21 protein-coding genes, 1 tRNA gene and 1 pseudogene are annotated in these 17,099 nt (G+C 47.0%); 3 read left to right on the forward strand and 20 right to left on the reverse strand.

Annotated features, from left to right (window positions below; translation table 11 throughout):
* Positions 1 to 19 precede the first annotated feature (19 nt).
* Positions 20 to 1,795: an AMP-dependent synthetase/ligase gene (locus ACTF7Q_RS02660; RefSeq protein ID WP_438996308.1), complete on the forward strand. Its 1,776-nt coding sequence runs from the start codon at positions 20 to 22 to the stop codon at positions 1,793 to 1,795.
* 48 nt (positions 1,796 to 1,843) lie between these two features.
* The gene (locus ACTF7Q_RS02665; RefSeq protein ID WP_438996309.1) at positions 1,844 to 2,809 is read left to right on the forward strand and encodes a DMT family transporter; all 966 of its coding nucleotides are present in this window, start codon (positions 1,844 to 1,846) and stop codon (positions 2,807 to 2,809) included.
* A gap of 30 nt (positions 2,810 to 2,839) precedes the next feature.
* Here the strand turns inward: ACTF7Q_RS02665 and ACTF7Q_RS02670 are convergent, their stop codons facing one another.
* From ACTF7Q_RS02670 to ACTF7Q_RS02710, 9 genes are all read right to left on the reverse strand, one after another.
* Positions 2,840 to 3,274 carry a hypothetical protein gene (locus ACTF7Q_RS02670; RefSeq protein WP_438996310.1) on the reverse strand — a complete coding sequence of 145 codons (435 nt, stop codon included), beginning with the start codon at positions 3,272 to 3,274 and terminating at the stop codon, positions 2,840 to 2,842.
* Positions 3,275 to 3,289: 15 nt separating this feature from the next.
* Positions 3,290 to 4,297, reverse strand: coding sequence for a sulfite exporter TauE/SafE family protein (locus ACTF7Q_RS02675; RefSeq protein WP_438996311.1), 1,008 nt, complete (start codon positions 4,295 to 4,297; stop codon positions 3,290 to 3,292).
* 457 nt (positions 4,298 to 4,754) lie between these two features.
* Positions 4,755 to 4,831 (reverse strand) — tRNA-Pro (locus tag ACTF7Q_RS02680).
* A 98-nt stretch (positions 4,832 to 4,929) separates the two neighbouring features.
* Positions 4,930 to 5,364: a MerR family transcriptional regulator gene (locus ACTF7Q_RS02685; protein WP_438996312.1), complete on the reverse strand. Its 435-nt coding sequence runs from the start codon at positions 5,362 to 5,364 to the stop codon at positions 4,930 to 4,932.
* Positions 5,361 to 5,654, reverse strand: a complete 294-nt coding sequence (locus tag ACTF7Q_RS02690; RefSeq protein ID WP_013045046.1) for an integration host factor subunit alpha — start codon at positions 5,652 to 5,654, stop codon at positions 5,361 to 5,363. Before ACTF7Q_RS02690 ends, ACTF7Q_RS02685 begins: the two co-directional genes overlap by 4 nt.
* Before the next feature lie 130 nt (positions 5,655 to 5,784).
* Positions 5,785 to 6,768, reverse strand: coding sequence for a beta-ketoacyl-ACP synthase III (locus ACTF7Q_RS02695; protein WP_438996313.1), 984 nt, complete (start codon positions 6,766 to 6,768; stop codon positions 5,785 to 5,787).
* A complete protein-coding gene (gene plsX / locus ACTF7Q_RS02700) occupies positions 6,758 to 7,804 on the reverse strand; it encodes a phosphate acyltransferase PlsX (protein WP_438996326.1) in 1,047 nt (348 codons plus the stop codon). Before plsX ends, ACTF7Q_RS02695 begins: the two co-directional genes overlap by 11 nt.
* A gap of 21 nt (positions 7,805 to 7,825) precedes the next feature.
* A complete protein-coding gene (locus tag ACTF7Q_RS02705) occupies positions 7,826 to 8,338 on the reverse strand; it encodes a DUF177 domain-containing protein (RefSeq protein WP_438996314.1) in 513 nt (170 codons plus the stop codon).
* A 107-nt stretch (positions 8,339 to 8,445) separates the two neighbouring features.
* Positions 8,446 to 9,000, reverse strand: coding sequence for a ubiquinol-cytochrome C chaperone family protein (locus tag ACTF7Q_RS02710; RefSeq protein WP_438996315.1), 555 nt, complete (start codon positions 8,998 to 9,000; stop codon positions 8,446 to 8,448).
* 67 nt (positions 9,001 to 9,067) lie between these two features.
* Here ACTF7Q_RS02710 and ACTF7Q_RS02715 point away from each other — a divergent pair, with 67 nt between their 5' ends.
* A complete protein-coding gene (locus tag ACTF7Q_RS02715; protein ID WP_438996316.1) occupies positions 9,068 to 9,541 on the forward strand; it encodes an outer membrane protein assembly factor BamE in 474 nt (157 codons plus the stop codon).
* Between the two features lie 11 nt (positions 9,542 to 9,552).
* Here ACTF7Q_RS02715 and ACTF7Q_RS02720 read toward each other — a convergent pair whose 3' ends face one another.
* From ACTF7Q_RS02720 to ACTF7Q_RS02770, 11 genes and pseudogenes are all read right to left on the reverse strand, one after another.
* The gene (locus ACTF7Q_RS02720; RefSeq protein ID WP_438996317.1) at positions 9,553 to 10,035 is read right to left on the reverse strand and encodes a transcription antitermination protein NusB; all 483 of its coding nucleotides are present in this window, start codon (positions 10,033 to 10,035) and stop codon (positions 9,553 to 9,555) included.
* 4 nt (positions 10,036 to 10,039) lie between these two features.
* Positions 10,040 to 10,471 carry a 6,7-dimethyl-8-ribityllumazine synthase gene (locus ACTF7Q_RS02725; RefSeq protein WP_438996318.1) on the reverse strand — a complete coding sequence of 144 codons (432 nt, stop codon included), beginning with the start codon at positions 10,469 to 10,471 and terminating at the stop codon, positions 10,040 to 10,042.
* The gene (ribB, locus tag ACTF7Q_RS02730) at positions 10,471 to 11,622 is read right to left on the reverse strand and encodes a 3,4-dihydroxy-2-butanone-4-phosphate synthase (RefSeq protein ID WP_438996319.1); all 1,152 of its coding nucleotides are present in this window, start codon (positions 11,620 to 11,622) and stop codon (positions 10,471 to 10,473) included. The genes ACTF7Q_RS02725 and ribB overlap by 1 nt, the downstream gene beginning before the upstream one ends.
* 2 nt (positions 11,623 to 11,624) lie before the next feature.
* Positions 11,625 to 12,221, reverse strand: coding sequence for a riboflavin synthase (locus ACTF7Q_RS02735; RefSeq protein ID WP_438996320.1), 597 nt, complete (start codon positions 12,219 to 12,221; stop codon positions 11,625 to 11,627).
* A gap of 31 nt (positions 12,222 to 12,252) precedes the next feature.
* Positions 12,253 to 13,407, reverse strand: a complete 1,155-nt coding sequence (gene ribD, locus ACTF7Q_RS02740; protein WP_438996321.1) for a bifunctional diaminohydroxyphosphoribosylaminopyrimidine deaminase/5-amino-6-(5-phosphoribosylamino)uracil reductase RibD — start codon at positions 13,405 to 13,407, stop codon at positions 12,253 to 12,255.
* Positions 13,385 to 13,837 carry a transcriptional regulator NrdR gene (gene nrdR, locus ACTF7Q_RS02745; RefSeq protein ID WP_438996322.1) on the reverse strand — a complete coding sequence of 151 codons (453 nt, stop codon included), beginning with the start codon at positions 13,835 to 13,837 and terminating at the stop codon, positions 13,385 to 13,387. Before nrdR ends, ribD begins: the two co-directional genes overlap by 23 nt.
* 45 nt (positions 13,838 to 13,882) lie before the next feature.
* The gene (glyA, locus tag ACTF7Q_RS02750; RefSeq protein WP_438996327.1) at positions 13,883 to 15,151 is read right to left on the reverse strand and encodes a serine hydroxymethyltransferase; all 1,269 of its coding nucleotides are present in this window, start codon (positions 15,149 to 15,151) and stop codon (positions 13,883 to 13,885) included.
* Between the two features lie 151 nt (positions 15,152 to 15,302).
* Complete coding sequence (rpiB, locus tag ACTF7Q_RS02755) at positions 15,303 to 15,752, reverse strand: ribose 5-phosphate isomerase B (RefSeq protein ID WP_438996323.1); 450 nt, start codon at positions 15,750 to 15,752, stop codon at positions 15,303 to 15,305.
* Positions 15,753 to 16,194: 442 nt separating this feature from the next.
* Complete coding sequence (locus ACTF7Q_RS02760) at positions 16,195 to 16,431, reverse strand: DUF1467 family protein (RefSeq protein ID WP_438996324.1); 237 nt, start codon at positions 16,429 to 16,431, stop codon at positions 16,195 to 16,197.
* 8 nt (positions 16,432 to 16,439) lie between these two features.
* On the reverse strand, positions 16,440 to 16,847 hold the full coding sequence (gene mce, locus ACTF7Q_RS02765; RefSeq protein WP_438996325.1) for a methylmalonyl-CoA epimerase: 408 nt from the start codon (positions 16,845 to 16,847) through the stop codon (positions 16,440 to 16,442).
* Positions 16,844 to 17,099 (reverse strand): annotated as a pseudogene (locus tag ACTF7Q_RS02770) (MBL fold metallo-hydrolase); the annotation flags it as partial. The gene mce and the pseudogene ACTF7Q_RS02770, both read right to left, overlap by 4 nt.

Raw genomic sequence — 17,099 nt, forward strand, 5'->3', positions numbered from 1 at the left:
TTGAGGAAAAATTAAGCCTATGTCAGCCGCGCCGACCTCGGATCATTATGTCACATCAGCAAATTTGCCAGCCGCCTTTTTTAAGGCCGCACAACAATCGCCAGACAAACCCCTTTTATTTCACAAAGCTGGTGGAACATGGCATGGACAAAGCTGGGCCGAAATCTCAGAACAAGTGTGTAAGCTTGCCAGCACATTAGTCAAACAAGGTGTAAAATCAGGTGACCGCGTTGTGGTATCGGCTGAAAACCGTCCCGAATGGGCGATTGCCGATATTGCCATTATGTCAATCGGTGGGATCGTTGTCCCTGCCTATACGACGAACACCGAACAAGATCATCATTATATTATAGATCATTCATCGGCACATATTGCGATCACCTCATCTGGCAACCTGGCCCTACGTGTGGGTATGGCGGCGGCCCGGACGTCTAATTTTCATACCTTGATCGTTATGGATAAAACCACCACCCTGCCAGATATGGGTGACGCCGATGTTCTGTTTTGGCAAGACATCATGAAAGAGTCAACGCCGCTGGCTGATATCGACAGCCGTATTCATGCTATAGATACTGATGACGTATGCTGTTTCATATATACGTCAGGAACCGGCGGTCGCCCCAAGGGGGTAATGCTCACACATCGATCGATTCAGGCTAATATTGACGCGGCAATTGAACTGCTTGCCGAAGGTAATGTATCGGAAAACCAGCGTTTCCTGTCACTTCTACCACTATCTCATTCTTATGAGCATACAGCAGGCATGCATTTACCATTCCAGAGCAATTCTGAAGTCTGGTATTGCGAAAGTACCGATCAAATAGCGGCGAATCTTGTTGAAGTGTCGCCAACCTTGATGACGGCGGTGCCCAGGCTTTATGAAGTATTATATGAGCGCATTACACGCGGGGTCAGGATCAAAGGTGGCATTTCGGCAAAGCTGTTCGACATGGCAGTTAAGCTAGGCCGTAAACAGCTTGAAGGGCGGCTATTAATGCCGCATGAATTTTTGCTTAACCGGATATTGGACAGACTGGTAAGGCAGAAAGTACATGCACGGCTTGGTGGCAAGCTAAAATATTTTGTGTCAGGCGGGGCGGCATTGAATCCTGAAATCGGATCTTTTTTCATGGCATTGGGGGTTAAATTGCTGCAGGGATATGGCCAGACCGAAGCCTCGCCGCTTATTTCTGCCAACCGTCCCCAGAATATCAAAATAGAAACTGTTGGACCTGCTGTCAGCGGGGTCACAGTAAAACTTGCCAGTGATGGTGAAATTCTGGTGGCTGGTGATTTGCTGATGAAAGGTTATTGGCGGGATGAAGCCAGCACAGCCGCCGCCATTCGTGATGGCTGGCTTTATACAGGCGACCTTGGCTCCATTGACAAGGACGGCATGATCACGATCACCGGACGCAAGAAAGATATCATTGTCAATTCGGGTGGTGAAAATATCGCCCCTGGGCGCGTCGAAGCCTTGCTATCGATTGAACCTGAAATCGAACAGACGATGGTCGATGGGGATCGTCGCCCATGGCTTTCCGCGGTCATTGTTCCGTCGCAAGATACCTATGATATGGCAAAAGACCCTGAGCATTTAAAAACACTAATTGCCAATGCTGTTGAACGTGCCAATAGCCGCCTATCACAAATTGAACGCGTGAGACGGTTTGTCATTGCTGATGAAAGCTTCACCACTGAAAATGGTTTGATGACAGCCACTTTAAAAGTTCGCCGCCATATGGTGCGTGATATTTATGGTGAGCAGATCGATGCGTTATATGGCAAAAGATAGCTATCGCGCACGATATCACAAGCACCCTGTCGTGGGAATGTTTGGGCAATGAAAATAAAGCTTCTTGAACGACCAACTGAGGATCGTCCTGTCACCGCCATGGTCCTCGTGTTAAGTGGTGTTCTGATCCTAGCCTTACAGGATTCACTGGTCAAATATATGGCGTCAGAAACGTCATTCTGGCAATTTCAGACGTTACGATCAATGGGCAACGGGTTTTTGCTGCTTTGTCTATGCGCTCTTGGTAGCGGTTTTGCCCTGCTCATTCCGCTGAACCCGCGTATGGTTTTCTTACGCGCAGCAGTTATGACAATGTGCATGTTCTGCTTTTTTGCCGGCGCACCTTTTCTGTCTGTCGCACAGATGGCAGCAGGACTTTACACCTATCCATTATTCGTCACTTTACTGGCGGCACCGGTTCTTGGTGAGCGCGTTGGTATATGGCGCATTATTGCTTTGCTTCTTGGGGTCTGTGGCGCGATGACGATTTTACGACCATGGACTAGTAGCTTCACATTAGTCCAGCTTTTGCCGATCTGCGCTGGTTTGTTATATGCCATAAATATTCTGATATTACGGCGATATTGCCGGGGCGAGAGCCCAGTTGCGCTGACCTTTGCGGTGGCGCTGATGTTCATTATTTCAGGCGCCATGGGCAGTCTGTTACTGACCGTATTTGCGCCTGAACAAGCCCTTCAGGACGCTATGCCCTTTGTGGCTATTGGCTGGCCAGTTCTAACGCTCACCGTGTTGCTTTTCGCAGCCGTCTCATCCGTCTTGAACCTGTCAGGCAATATCTTTCTGAATAGAGCCTACCAGACTGCCGAAAGTAGCCGACTGGCTCCACTTGATTTTTCATACCTGCTTTTTGCCATTATTTGGGGCAAATTACTTTTTGGGAGCTGGCCAAGCGCTTTTACAATTGCCGGCATGGGCATGATCGCATCGGCCGGTGTTTTGACGGCATGGCGAGAGCATGTAAATGCCAAATCACGAAAGCCAAAGCTTGTTTAAAGATACGTAATTTAAAGGCTAGCTAAACGCCTAGCCGATAGGCAGAGGGATAACCCCAACCATAGAAGTGATGGTGATAAAGGCAGCCGCAAGTGCCAATCTGGCGAAGAAACGGTTATTGGAACGCCATAAAAAGAACGACGAAATAAAGGTGCCAGGGATAATACTGAATACACCCAAAGCCAGCCCGGCAGTTGTCATACCCTCACCGCTTGACAGGATAGACAGATACCAATGACCATTTGGCACAGCACCCATTGGTGACCCCATCCAAATATCGGTCACTGATTGGCCGCTTAACACCGCATCCAACATATAAGCTGGCGGCAAGGCACTATGCGGTTCGATAAAGGTTTTAATAGTTCCAAATAGAACCACAATGGCTGAACTGATGGTCGTCCAATAAATGATTTCACCATAAACAATACCAGATAGTGGAATCAGCGTTCTTTTGAATTTAGCCATTCTATTCGTTTCCTATCAGAATATAGGTATATCTATACTTAATAACGTCTCTAATCCACGAACCATTAATTTCACACTGGTCATCAACAAGAGAATGATGAGAAGGTTGCGCACAAAACCAGCTTTGATTGATACCAGAATATGCGCACCAATGATGCCTCCAATGACCTGACCAAGCATCCAAGGTGCCGCCACCAGACCAATCAATGCACCCGCATTAATGTAAGGCCAGATTGCTGCTGCATTACCCATGGCCAGCAAGACGCCGCTTGATGCCGCCGATACTTTCAACGGCACCGCCATAACAAGATTCAAAACAGGCACAACAGCCCAGCCGCCGCCAAGACCAAAGAAACCTCCGGTAAAGCCGACAACAAAAAACAAAAAGCCGCCAAGTTTTACATTGACGGCACGATAGCGAACATAGGTGTTTAGGGACTCTTCCCAGTAGGTATTGCGGAGTTTTAGATCATTGCCAAGAGTGTCAAATTTATCAGTTTGAGGATATTCATTATTGGAGCCGCTGAAAATAAAAAGCAAAGCGATCAGTATCAGGGTAACCCCCAGTAAAAGACGCACAATCGCATCGCCGGTCTCACCAAGATAGCGCGCCAGTATAATCGCGGCAAAGGCACCACCTAATCCACCAATGATAATTGGCAATGCGCCAAAGAATACAATTTTAACGTCAGCTAGGCCTTTGCGCATAAATGGCCCAGTGGAAACCAAGCCGCTAAACATCGCCACGACAAGCCCTGTCGATCGAATAACCAACGTATCGATTGAAGTAAAGGCAAGCATTATGGGCGTGAAGATAACGCCGCCACCAACACCAGCAATCACGGCAATAATCGCTATCGCCATGCTGATGACGAAAGACAGCACAATCATATCAACGCTGGACAGTGATGACCCGATTGGCGTGTTTCCAACCACTGCCGCATATTCAACATAAGTGTAGGCAATGATTGTCAGTAGCAAGAGCAATGAAAGCTCAGGAATTTTTGTTAATAGGCGAGGCACCACTTTCCTCCTTAGCGGCGACCATGACCAGACGGTTGCTTTAACAATCTTAAATCCGGTAATGACGTTATTTATTAATAGCCCTTTATTTGTGTTCGCATAATAGGACTTATCTATCCTCATACAGCTATACCCTATAAAGGGAAAATCACTGCACTTAACTCAAATGCTTTGGGGGATATGAATGACAAACATATGACGAACTAGCCACTAGGTGCAAGTCTGACAAAACTTCAGAAATTCAACGCACTTCAGGATTACCTGACGAACTAAAGATAAAATCAATCAAGTGATTCATAAAATTTCAGTTTATGCTGGCGTTAAAAGAAAAGAATCGCCTCTCACCAGCATGGTAAATCCCTGTTACATTGGCGTTAAAACAAGTGATCTTTACAGCATCTTAAACAAAAACACGCCTGTATGTCTTTGTTTTATTGATATTTAATGAGTGTTGAAATGGTCGGAGCGGCGGGATTCGAACCCACGACCCCTACACCCCCAGTATAGTGCGCTACCAGGCTGCGCTACGCTCCGGACCATACTCTTTATATAACCATGGCAAGGTGTCAGCGCAACGCTGTTTTGATCGACACCAAAGCGTCGCACATAAACCAAAATTCGCATTACATAATTTAAAACGCGATTGCCAATTTCAGTCTGGCAATATCGCTTCTGGCATCTTGTAAAAGTGCCAGCGCAGCAACCAGAGCCACATGAGCATCTTTGCCAGTCTCAGTCGCAGTCGCAGTCTCAGTCGCATTCTCGGTATCTGTAACAACGCCACCAGCCTGACTAACCAGACTATCTAGATCATGTGGCGATTCAGTTTTGCTACGCAAAAATTTTTGCGCACCCTTGATGGTGAACCCGTCTTTATACAGTAAATCACGAATGCGCTCTAATAAGGCCACATCGGTTGGGCGGTAATAGCGGCGTCCCCCGCTTCTTTTGAGCGGTCGAAGACTACTGAATTTTGTTTCCCAGAAACGCAAAACATGTGCTGGGATGTCCAGCATTTTGGAAACTTCGGAAATCGTCCGGAATGCGTCGTCAGACTTACCTGTCATTGCGATGCATCAACACGATTTTTCAGAATATGTGACGGCTTGAACGACAGTACCCGTCGCGGTGTGATCACAGCCTCAACGCCTGTTTTGGGATTGCGGCCAACACGCTCAGTCTTTGATTGAACCGAAAATGTACCAAAGGAAGATAGTTTGACCTCTTCATTTGATTCAAGACATGAACATATTTCTTCAATCACAGCCTCCACCAGATCGGAGGATTCGTTTCTTGAGAGTCCGACGCTTCTGTAAACAGCTTCGGTAAGATCAGCGCGTGTTAGGGTCTTTGACATTACTAAAAGCTACTTTCTTTCATAGTGAGGGTCAATTCGGCAAATAACTATATGACCATTTTTCTAATTTTGTAAGGATATATAATCAAAAAAATCTCACCATTGCACGAAAAAGATAGCAAAAATTTATCTATTGTTGCGGGCGTCCATATTTTACAAGGGCGGCACCCCACACAAGACCACCACCTATGGCTTCGAGTGCCAGCACATGTCCGTTCTTGATTCGTCCATCCCTAACAGCCTCTGCCAAAGCCAATGGTATTGAGGCAGCCGATGTATTTGCATGCCGGTCAACGGTACGGACAACGCGATCTTGAGGCAGATTCATCTTACGCTGCATACCGTCAATGATACGAATATTTGCCTGATGCGGCACCAACCAATCAACATCAGCTGCGGTCATATTGGCCGCTTCCAGCACCTCATCCATCACCGCTGACAGCTTTTCAACCGCGTGACGAAAAACCTCTTTGCCTTCCATGCGCACATGGCCTACGTCATTTGTACTCGATGGCCCACCATCAACATAAAGGATATCGCGATAATTTCCATCTGCATGAAGAATCGACGATTTGATGCCAAAATCCCCAGCGTCGGACTCGACCTCAAGAACAACTGCACCGGCGCCATCACCAAACAACACACAGGTTGAACGGTCATTCCAATCAAGAATTTTTGAAAAGCTTTCGGCACCAACAACGAGGGCGCGTTTACCACGACCCGATTGGAGCATCGCATCGGCAACATCCAAGGCATAGATAAAGCCTGCACAAACCGCCTGAATATCAAACGCAATCGCAGTGGTAGCCCCAATTTGATATTGTAACTTGGTGGCATTTGACGGAAAAGTATCATCCGGCGTAGATGTGGCAACGATGATCAAATCAATATCAACACCTGTTAAACCTGCATTTTGCAAGGCTTCAAGGCTAGCCTTGCGGGCAAGATCGGATGTCTTCTCATTCTCGCCAACAACATGACGCTGTGTAATGCCTGTACGACGGCGTATCCATTCGTCACTAGTGTCGACATAAGTTGAAAGTTCTTTGTTTGTAACTACCTTTTCAGGCAAATATGAACCCACAGATGTCATTAAAACGGACTTATTCGACATCAGACAGTTTCCTTTTTTCTCGTATAAGTGCAGCTTTTTCAATGGCGCTGCTTACATCAGGTATAAAGCCGTGATCGATCAAATTTGCCGCAACATCAATAGCATTTGAAAATCCTAACGCATCGGTTCCGCCATGAGATTTTACTGCGATGCCGTTCAGGCCAAGAAAAACCGCACCGTTATAAAGACGCGGATCCATTTTTCTGCGTAATTCTTTCATCGAAGAGCGTGCAAGAAGATAACCAAGCTTTGACAATATGCTTGAGGTGAAACTGCGCCGCAGAAATGATGATAACAATCGCGCCACGCCTTCAGCTGTTTTCAGCGCAATATTACCCGAAAACCCGTCGGCAACGACAACATCGACGTCCCCTTTAACAAGATCGGATCCTTCGATGAAACCATAATAGTTCACACCAAGATCAGGGTTGGATAGTTCCTGAGATGCCAGGCGCAGATATTCATGCCCCTTTTGTTCTTCCTCACCCACATTCAGCAAGCCAACAACCGGGCGCTCTTTTTCGGTCAAGCTATGATAGAAAGCCTGTCCCATAAGGGCAAATTGCACCATGTTTTCTTCATCAACTTCAAGATTTGCGCCCAAATCAAGCATACAGACAATATCTTTTTCTGACGGCAACAACCCGGCAATAGCTGGTCTTGTAACGCCAGGCATTGTCCGAAGCTGTAATTTCGCCATCGCCATTAGGGCACCTGTATTACCTGCCGAAACAACAGCGTCAGCGCGACCATCTGCAACTTCGGCAATAGCCAGCCACATTGACGTCGTTTTCCCCCTACGCACAGCCTGGGAAGCGGTATCATCGGGAGACACCGCATCAACCGCATGCAGAACCTCGGCATTACCCAGATGTTTTGTCTGTGCCAAAAATCCACGGATCTGGGCTTCATCGCCAACAAAAACGAGGTCAATATGTGGCAATCGTTGCTTAATGAGTTCAGCACCGTTGATGACAATCTCGGGCGCGTTATCGCCGCCCATGGCGTCCAGTGCTATTTTAATGTTCTTGGACAGACTGCTCTCCAGTTTACTCGGTCAATTTTTGTTGGTTGACTGTTTTATAGCTGACAACCCAGCAAATGGGTGATCACTCTTTACGGAATCAGGCTCGGTATATTCAGCCGCATCGGTTGCCCGCGGCCATGCTGTGACAGCTAACGCTAGCGACTGTATCACCATTTCGCCTAAATCAATAAAGCCGTTTTTTAGCGGTTCCACTCCGTCTAAATCAACTTCGACTGACGTTGTATCGTCAACAAGGCGAACATAACGTTCTTCTAACGTAAAATCCACACTTTCCGGTAATGGCTTCCCGGTTACGACACAGCTTTGCACCACATCGGCGGTTAATCTGCCCTGTATATCCCAGCAATCACGTGCCACTTTGCGGATTTGTAACTCGGCAACAAGATCATTGACAGCAATATATTCGAAGCGCGCCAGCAACATATCAATTTCATCTTTTGAGGGAATGACTTTGCATCGATAGGTAGCGTCCGGCTTGATCGTATCAGCGGCAAGCTCAGCAGATAGAGAAAAAACCGGCATTTCAAAAACCATTCATTAAAGCTATCAGGCGATCACATTATGGCGATGATGTTAATATCAAGCTATTATATAGCACCTAAGCTGTTATCCAATTGAAACTGTCTGATCTAGAGCTCAATATGCATCTGACCTGAAAGCATATCTTTAGCAGACACAGTATTAATTTTTTGCGCTAGGGTTTGCACGAAACCAACCAGACCGCTTTGTGCCACCTGATCCACCGCCTCTGGGTTACGCAGAAGGTTTCGAGCCAATGCCTTAGCAAGCATGTCATCATCCCCTGTATCAAGGGCTAACGCGTAATGTTCCAACCGCCCCATAAAACCTTCGGCCATGACACGGACACGTTTTGACACGCCAATGTCACCTGCACCCATTTCACGCAATGATAAATCCATATCAGCAAACATCGAATCGAAAAGATCCTGACTGATGTCCTTGCCCCCTTCTATGTCTTTAAGTCGGCGCATAACCAGCATCACAACCAGACAAAGGGCATCAAAACGACCATCAACGTCATCCGTCACACCATAATCGATATATAGTTTGGGTGTTCTGGCTATGGTAATAGCCTGCGCATACAGGGTTTCAGCAATCGTGTCCTGTTTTTTTCTACCAAAACCAAGCATTTGTTTTAGCCACCCATTTTCTTTACTGTTCATTTTACAAACATCTCGTTATGTTGGCTATCTATATGACTAAGCATGTCTATATCCTAGGAACGCGGCTATGACCAGACGAACATTTGCACACATGACTGTTTTACGCGCACTTTCTTCTGTAGCACTGTTAAGCATCGTAATGCTGAGCACTATTGGATGTGAGTCGCGCATCAGCTCTCATGGACATAACATCGATGAAACCGAACTGGCAAAGATTGAACTTGGCAAAAGCACAAAATCCGATTTGATTTTCATTCTCGGAAAACCTAGCTTTGAAGGTGCTTTCGAATCTGGCAAAACCTACTATGTTTCTCAAATAATGGAAGAGCCTGTTGCGGGCATCAACCAAACAACATCCCGGACTGTGGTCATGTTTACGGTGGATAAAGATGATATTGTCCGCGCTATTGACGTGCTTGATGAAAATTCAGGCATATCGATCGCCCATATTGATGAAAAGACACCAACACCAGGCAACACATATGGTGTGATCGATCAGGTGTTCAAGAATCTTAAGCGGCGGCGCGCAACCGAAGAATAGACTCCCAAGCTTTAAGCTGTACCCATCTCAACCGTTCGCACGATGCGCGATAAGCGGTCTAGTATCGCGTTCACAAACGCAACTTCACAGCCGCAGGCATCGCTGATAGCCGCATATTCACTAACCACAGCACGTGCAGGAATATGCGGCATGAACCGTAATTCATAAGCACCGCATCGTAACACAGTCAGCTCAATCAATGGCAGGCGCTCAATACTCCATCCACTTACCAAAGAATTGGCAATATCCTCATCTAACAGCGCCATTTCTTTTTCAACGCCTGTGTAAAGGGCATTCAAATGCTCGTGGTCAATATCTTTAACCCGAAAGGATTTTGACACATCCGGCGCATAATGCGTCAGATAATCCGGTGCAAAATCAATCGAGGTGCGTTCCGTAATTTGTGATTGATATAATATCTGTATCGAAGACACGCGTGATGCAGATCGTCGGCGAACAGGAACAGGTTTCAGTTCAGCATTTTCCTTTGCCATATGATCAGATACCTACGTCTTGTTTCAATTTTGCCATAGCCAGAGCCGCGCGTGCAGCGTCTCCACCTTTGTCTTTACGGCTTTTATCAGCACGTGCCCATGCTTGATCTTCATCTTCAACCGTAATGATACCGTTACCAATAGCCAGATTTTCTGCCAACGCCAAATCCATCAGCCCGCGCGCTGATTCATTACAAACAGTGTCATAATGGCTTGTCTCTCCACGAATAACACAGCCAAGTGCAACATAACCATCAAAGCGCTTGTCGCTGGATGCGTAAAAGGCAATCGCTGCTGGAATTTCAAGCGCACCCGGCACAGAAATGGTTTCATGCGTTGCACCCTCGGCTTCAAGGGCGGCTATGGCTCCTGCCCTCTGAGCATCCGCGAGCGCACCATAAAAGCGTGCTTCAACAATTAGAAAATGTGCTGACATTACTGCCCCTCTCCATTCAACGGCTTCCAGTCAACAATCTCCAGATCATACCCATCTAGGCTGATAACATTTGGCTTGGAATTTGATAACAGAACCATTTTGGAAACGCCAAGATCACCAAGAATTTGCGCACCTACTCCATATTCACGTAAATCATGCCCTGGATTATCACCGCTATTGGTATCTTGCATCACCCGCTGGCTTACCATTGATGACAGGCTGGTATTTGACGACTCACGAAGCACAACAACAATGCCTCGTCCATTCTTTTCAATCGTATGCATAGCTGTTTCCAACTCACGGCCATTCCGAAATGGAGACGCTTCGTCAAGCACATCAGACATCAAATCAAGGGCATGCATTCTCACCAGAATAGGGTCATCTCCGGAAATGTCCCCTTTCACAAGTGCTATATGCTCAACATCCGAGATCGTATTTACATAGATAATCATCCGCCATGAGCCGCTTGTCTGAGAAGCAAAGTCTGTTTCTACTGACCTTTGAACCAGCGTTTCATTCAAACGGCGCCATGCAATTAAATCAGCAATAGTGCCGATTTTTAAATCATGTTCTTTTGCAAAAGGCAGCAAATCATCAAGACGTGCCATTTCGCCATCATCTTTCATAATCTCACAAATAACACCTGATGGATTTTCCGAACCAGCTGCACGTGCGATATCAATAACTGCTTCGGTATGCCCTGCCCGTACAAGCGTTCCGCCATCACGGCCAATAAGCGGAAAAATATGCCCTGGCGTGGTGATGTCTTTTTCACTTCGTTGCGGGTCGATAGCTGTACGAATCGTATGGGCACGATCGGCAGCCGAAATACCTGTTGTAACGCCTTCACGCGCTTCAATCGAAACCGTAAACGCTGTCTGATGCCGCGATTCATTGCGGCGCTCCATCATGCCGAGCCCCAGTGCCTCTGTTCTTTCACGTGGCAAAGCCAAACAGATAAGTCCGCGCCCATACTTTGCCATGAAGTTAATATTTTCCGGGCTCACCCATTCGCCTACAACACACAGATCGCCTTCATTCTCACGATCTTCATCGTCAATCAGGATGAAAAGCTTACCTTGTTTGGCATCAGCAATAACATCTTCAATGGGAGATAATGCGGGCATATCTGGTTTACCGGACTGACTCATTATTACGCTTCCTTGTTAAGGCTATTCAGGCGCGCAACATAGCGTGCCAGCATATCTATTTCCATATTCATTTTCTGACCAACCGTCAGCACACCAAACTGGGTCACATCCCATGTATGAGCAATTACATTTATCGTAAAACTATCGTCAGTGACATTATTCACTGTCAGAGACACGCCATCTAATGTAACCGATCCCTTGGGCGCAACAAACATCGCCAAATCAGCAGGCACACTCAGGCTTACAATATGACTATCACCATCAGGCGTGATCGATAACACTTCGGCCAACCCATCGACATGACCGGACACAATATGACCGCCCAGCTCATCTCCCATACGAAGCGCACGTTCAAGATTAATTTTGTCACCTTTGTGCCAGTTACCAAGCGTTGTCACCGATATTGTTTCGGATGATGCCTCAACCTTAAAGCTATGCGCATCACGCGCGACCACAGTTAAACATATACCCGAACAGGCAATAGACGCCCCAATATCAATCGTCGCGCAATCCCAGTCACACCCAATAGTTAAATGCCGGTCGCCTGCATCGTGAATATCAAGAATATGGCCTTGTCCGGTAATGATTCCTGTAAACATCAAAACATCCGTTACTTATGATTACGCCAGTCTAAAGAGATTTAGCCAAAATGGTCAGGCGATCCCGTCCGATTTGCTGATGATGCGTCTCGGTATATCGCGTTTGCTCAGGCAAAGCCACTAGCTTTAGGGGTGATATAGCAGGAATAGCGTCACTGCCCAGTAAATGTTGGCTTTGCGTCCAATGGATAACATCGGCTAGGTCACTGGCAATCATACTGGTCACAATAGAGCTACCCGCCTCAACCAGCAGATTATTCACCCCCGCATCACCTAGATAACGTAAAACCTTTTTCAGATCGAGCCGCTTTGGCGACCCATCATCTGGTGTTTTATCCACAGCTATTGGCACAATCACGGCGCCAGACTTTTCAAGCGCAATCCGGGTATCAGATGACGCGGTATCAGCACAAAAGATCACCGTTGGCACAGCGTTATTATTTTGCAGAATCTTGGCATCTGGAGGGCAACGAAGCTGACTATCCAGAATAAATCGTGACGGGCTATCTTGTTCCAGCCCGGGCAACCGGCATGTCATTTCTGGATCATCTGCCAGAATCGTCCCAATACCTGTCAAAATTGCATCTGATTTGCTGCGTAGCAGGTGCACATAACGGCGCATTGGTGGTGATGTCAGCCAAATTTTCCGACCATCACCAAGTGCAATACCACCATCCAGTGATGTCGCTGTCTTGATAGTGACAAGAGGCAGTTTATGCACCATACGATGTAAAAACCCCTGCATGACAGAATAGGCCATATCACTTGCAATATCGGTGATAACGTCAATACCAGCCGCACGAAGCATAGCCACACCCTTGCCATTCACACGCCTATCGGGGTCTTGCCACGCTATGACAACCCGTCGGATTCCTGCCTCGATCAATGCCGTGGCACATGGAGGCGTTTGCCCTTGATGGGCACAAGGTTCCAGCGTGACATAGGCGGTGCCACCACGCGCGTGTTGACCTGCCATCGCCAGCGCCACAGTTTCGGCATGCGGCCGACCTGTCAGTGCTGTATGTCCAGCCCCGACAAGTTGACCAGAGGCAGCTATAATCACACAGCCAACCGGCGGATTTTCAGCAGCGCGCCCAACCGCCTTTCGGGCTTCCGAAATGGCGTAACGCATCCATTTTTGATCAATGTTTTTAGTCGGGATATTAATCACCAAGTTCTTTTTCAACAAAGGCTTCAAAATCTTTGGCTTCTCCAAAGTTTCGATAAACCGATGCGTAACGTATATAGGCTACATGATCGAGTTGGTTAAGCGCCGTCATGACCAATTCACCAACAAGTTCGCTTGGCACATCCCCGTCGGAGTGGCTTTCAAGTTGGCGCACAATCTGATTGATCGACCGTGCTTTATCGTCAGGGTCAACATCGCGTTTGCGCAAAGCAATTTCAAAAGACCGTTCAAGCTTTTCCCGATCAAAAAGAGACCGGCGTCCATTACGCTTTACGATCATAATTTCACGCAACTGTACACGCTCAAATGTTGTAAAGCGTGACTCACATTTACCACAGAAGCGGCGACGCCGGATAGCGGCGCCGTCTTCACATGGTCTAGAGTCCTTTACCTGCGTGTCTTCACTGGCACAAAACGGACAAATCATTTCCCAAACCCACGCTATATATTGACGTGAGAGTGATTGTACACACTATTGATAGATTGGGAAAGCCCGACATAGTCTGCGCACTTTTTCACGTACAACAGCCTCAACAGCACTATTGTCTTCTGGATTTTCTGCCAAGCCGTCAAAAACATCTCCGATCAGATGACCGATTTCGACAAACTCCTCACGCGCAAAGCCACGTGTTGTGCCTGCTGGTGTGCCCAGACGAACACCCGAGGTCACCATAGGTGGCTGCGGATCAAACGGAATGCCATTTTTGTTACATGTGATGCCAGCATGCTCAAGCGACACTTCAGTGATATCACCTGTCAGACCTTTTGGACGTAAATCGACCAGCGTCAGATGTGTGTCAGTACCTCCAGATACAATCGCCGCACCACGTTCGATCAGCGTTTCAGAAAGCACACGAGCATTTTCAACAACAGAGTCGATATATTGCTTAAACTCTGGCCGCATCGCTTCGCCAAAAGCAACCGCTTTACCAGCAATCGCATGCATCAACGGGCCACCCTGAAGTCCTGGGAAAACAGCTGAATTGAACTTTTTGCCCAGCGCTTCATCATTGGACAGAATGATACCACCACGCGATGCACGCAATGTTTTATGCGTTGTTGAGGTCACAACATGCGCATGAGGAACCGGGCTTGGATGCGCACCGGTAGCAACCAGACCAGAAATATGCGCCATATCGACCATCAGATAGGCACCAACCGAATCAGCAATTTCACGGAATTTGGCAAAATCGAGTGTTCTAGGATAGGCCGAACCACCAGCCAGAATCATCTGTGGTTTGCACTCTTCGGCAATTTTCTGCAACTCATCAAAGTCGATTAAAGAGGTTTCTGGATCAACGCCATATTGCACGGCATTAAACCACTTACCCGATAGGTTTGGCGCTGCACCATGCGTAAGGTGGCCACCTGCGGCCAATGACATACCCAGAATCGTATCGCCTGGCTTTAATAAGCTCAAGAATACAGCCTGATTAGCTTGCGCACCAGAATGCGGTTGCACATTTACAAAGTTACAATTAAACAGCGTCTTGGCGCGTTCAATCGCTAATGTCTCGACAACGTCCATATACTCACAACCGCCATAATAACGACGACCTGAATAGCCTTCGGCATATTTATTGGTGAAAATAGATCCCTGTGCTTCCATAACGGCCGTACTGACAATATTTTCGGATGCGATCATTTCAATCTGATCCTGCTGGCGCACAAGCTCATGCCCTAATGCAGCCGCTACTTCAGGATCGGTGTCCTTTAATGGTGCTGAGAAAAACCCGTCCATTACGAATGATGGTATTGTTCTTTTTAAATCGTCCATAATAATCTCCTTTGGTTAATGCGGTCGCAATGACCATTCCTCGACAGGGGAGCCGAATAATTACACATGTTACTGTCACAGTGCGCATCCCATTTGCGACACTATTTCGCTCAAACTAGGGCGAAAGTTTCGTCAACTTATCAACCCGCCTCGCATGACGACCACCCTCAAAGTCGGTAGTAAGAAACGCATCAATGCACGCCAGAGCTGTCTCCTGGCTTATCAGCCGTTCACCAAGCGCAATCACATTTGCATTATTATGTTCACGTGACAAACGCGCCGCCTCGGCAGACGTGACCAACGCGGCACGCACCCATGGAAAACGATTTACAGCTATTGAAATACCTATACCACTTCCACAGATAGCAACGCCACGTGCATCAACTTCACCAGATAGTGCCATAGCTAGCTTTTCTCCGTAATCTGGATAGTCGACTGAGCTGCCAGCATCTGGGCCAAGATCGACAACCTGCAAACCTTTCGCCGCAATATATGCGGCAACCGCACTGCGCAATTCAACACCAGCGTGATCCGATGCCAGATAAATTTTTGCATTCGTAGCCATGTATTGAATTTACCCGATCACCAAAAGTAACACTCGATTTCACAAGCAAAACATTTATTAAAAACCTGTAGCACATCAAAACATCATTCAACAATGTATTGTCTTTACGTTGCCACATTACCTCTAAATAGCTAATTCACTCTGTCTTGTTACAAATAATACATATGAATGACTATTTTATTAAAAAAAGAATAATTTTGTATCGACAAATGATGTTTTATTGCTTAGCGTAAATGTAACAGGTTGCAAAGACCGGGTTTAGGGAGTGAAAAAGCCAGCACAGATTGGCGACTGTTTGAAAGGCAAGGCGCGAGCCTTGCTTTTTCTTTTTGGTTTTGATTTTCGTATGCTCAGCCTAGTTTACAGAAGCCCCACACTGGCCGAAAAATTGCTAATCAAGACGCATTAAAACCATCTGCGACAGGTCGTCGCGGGGTGCGTATTAAAGCTTATCTAGCGATATCAAACCCGAATCAATTACCATGAAAACCATTATGAACAAAATCGCGGCGATAATTGTCGCCACCCCTACCTTACGCCAAATCAAAGGCCGTTCGGGTGCCGATGTTGCATGTCCGGTTTCAACAGTTGTTGGTGCCTTTACACCAAAGGGCAATGTCATCAAAAACACCCACCACCATAAAAGTATATATACGACGACTCCTGATACAATATCCATGACCTGCCCTAACGCACCTCTTCAAGTTCAATCAAAGTGCCATTGAAATCCTTTGGATGTAAAAACAAGACTGGATTCCCATGCGCGCCTTTTTTTGGTGTCCCATTACCAAGCACACGCGCGCCCTTGGCTGTCAAATGATCACATGCTGCGGCAATATCCGACACTTCGTAACATATGTGGTGCATACCACCATCAGGATTACGTTGCAGGAACATTGCAATTGGTGATGTCTCGCCTAATGGTTCCATAAGTTCAACTTTACCATTTGGGGCATTTACAAAAACGATACGCACCCCATGTTCGGGCAGGCTTTCGACCGCACTGACATCTGCACCCAGCACATCCCGCCAGTGCAACGCGGCCTTTTCAACATCAGGCACGGCAATCGCGATATGATTTATACGGCCTATCATGCCATCAAATCCTCTTGGTTCACCCGCATGATATGGACATGCGTAATCGGGCGCAATCCAAACATACTTCTTGCAACACGGCGCACAGCCTGTCCAGAAACTTCCTCAACCGAAGCATCATTTTTGCGGGCTGATTTACCAAGTTGCTCGACCGCATCCTCAACGGCTAAAGACGCCGCCGCGATATAATCATCAGCTTTGTCACCTTCGCCAAGCCCGGTCTGGCTTACCGCTGGCACCATGCAGATATTC

It is taken from the genome of Puniceispirillum sp. (SeqCode), from assembly GCF_965657105.1.
In the GTDB taxonomy this organism is placed as follows: Bacteria; Pseudomonadota; Alphaproteobacteria; order Puniceispirillales; family Puniceispirillaceae; genus Puniceispirillum.

Bases quoted from the DNA above. Each gene is read 5' to 3' on its own strand.
- ACTF7Q_RS02660 (WP_438996308.1), top strand. From the start codon at position 20: ATGTCAGCCGCGCCGACCTCGGATCATTATGTCACATCAGCAAATTTG.
- ACTF7Q_RS02665 (WP_438996309.1), top strand. From the start codon at position 1,844: ATGAAAATAAAGCTTCTTGAACGACCAACTGAGGATCGTCCTGTCACC.
- ACTF7Q_RS02670 (WP_438996310.1), bottom strand. From the start codon at position 3,274: ATGGCTAAATTCAAAAGAACGCTGATTCCACTATCTGGTATTGTTTAT.
- ACTF7Q_RS02685 (WP_438996312.1), bottom strand. From the start codon at position 5,364: ATGACAGGTAAGTCTGACGACGCATTCCGGACGATTTCCGAAGTTTCC.
- ACTF7Q_RS02690 (WP_013045046.1), bottom strand. From the start codon at position 5,654: ATGTCAAAGACCCTAACACGCGCTGATCTTACCGAAGCTGTTTACAGA.
- ACTF7Q_RS02695 (WP_438996313.1), bottom strand. From the start codon at position 6,768: ATGTCGAATAAGTCCGTTTTAATGACATCTGTGGGTTCATATTTGCCT.
- ACTF7Q_RS02705 (WP_438996314.1), bottom strand. From the start codon at position 8,338: ATGCCGGTTTTTTCTCTATCTGCTGAGCTTGCCGCTGATACGATCAAG.
- ACTF7Q_RS02710 (WP_438996315.1), bottom strand. From the start codon at position 9,000: ATGAACAGTAAAGAAAATGGGTGGCTAAAACAAATGCTTGGTTTTGGT.
- ACTF7Q_RS02715 (WP_438996316.1), top strand. From the start codon at position 9,068: ATGACCAGACGAACATTTGCACACATGACTGTTTTACGCGCACTTTCT.
- ACTF7Q_RS02720 (WP_438996317.1), bottom strand. From the start codon at position 10,035: ATGGCAAAGGAAAATGCTGAACTGAAACCTGTTCCTGTTCGCCGACGA.
- ACTF7Q_RS02725 (WP_438996318.1), bottom strand. From the start codon at position 10,471: ATGTCAGCACATTTTCTAATTGTTGAAGCACGCTTTTATGGTGCGCTC.
- ribB (WP_438996319.1), bottom strand. From the start codon at position 11,622: ATGAGTCAGTCCGGTAAACCAGATATGCCCGCATTATCTCCCATTGAA.
- ACTF7Q_RS02735 (WP_438996320.1), bottom strand. From the start codon at position 12,221: ATGTTTACAGGAATCATTACCGGACAAGGCCATATTCTTGATATTCAC.
- nrdR (WP_438996322.1), bottom strand. From the start codon at position 13,837: ATGATTTGTCCGTTTTGTGCCAGTGAAGACACGCAGGTAAAGGACTCT.
- glyA (WP_438996327.1), bottom strand. From the start codon at position 15,151: ATGGACGGGTTTTTCTCAGCACCATTAAAGGACACCGATCCTGAAGTA.
- rpiB (WP_438996323.1), bottom strand. From the start codon at position 15,752: ATGGCTACGAATGCAAAAATTTATCTGGCATCGGATCACGCTGGTGTT.
- ACTF7Q_RS02760 (WP_438996324.1), bottom strand. From the start codon at position 16,431: ATGGATATTGTATCAGGAGTCGTCGTATATATACTTTTATGGTGGTGG.
- mce (WP_438996325.1), bottom strand. From the start codon at position 16,847: ATGATAGGCCGTATAAATCATATCGCGATTGCCGTGCCTGATGTTGAA.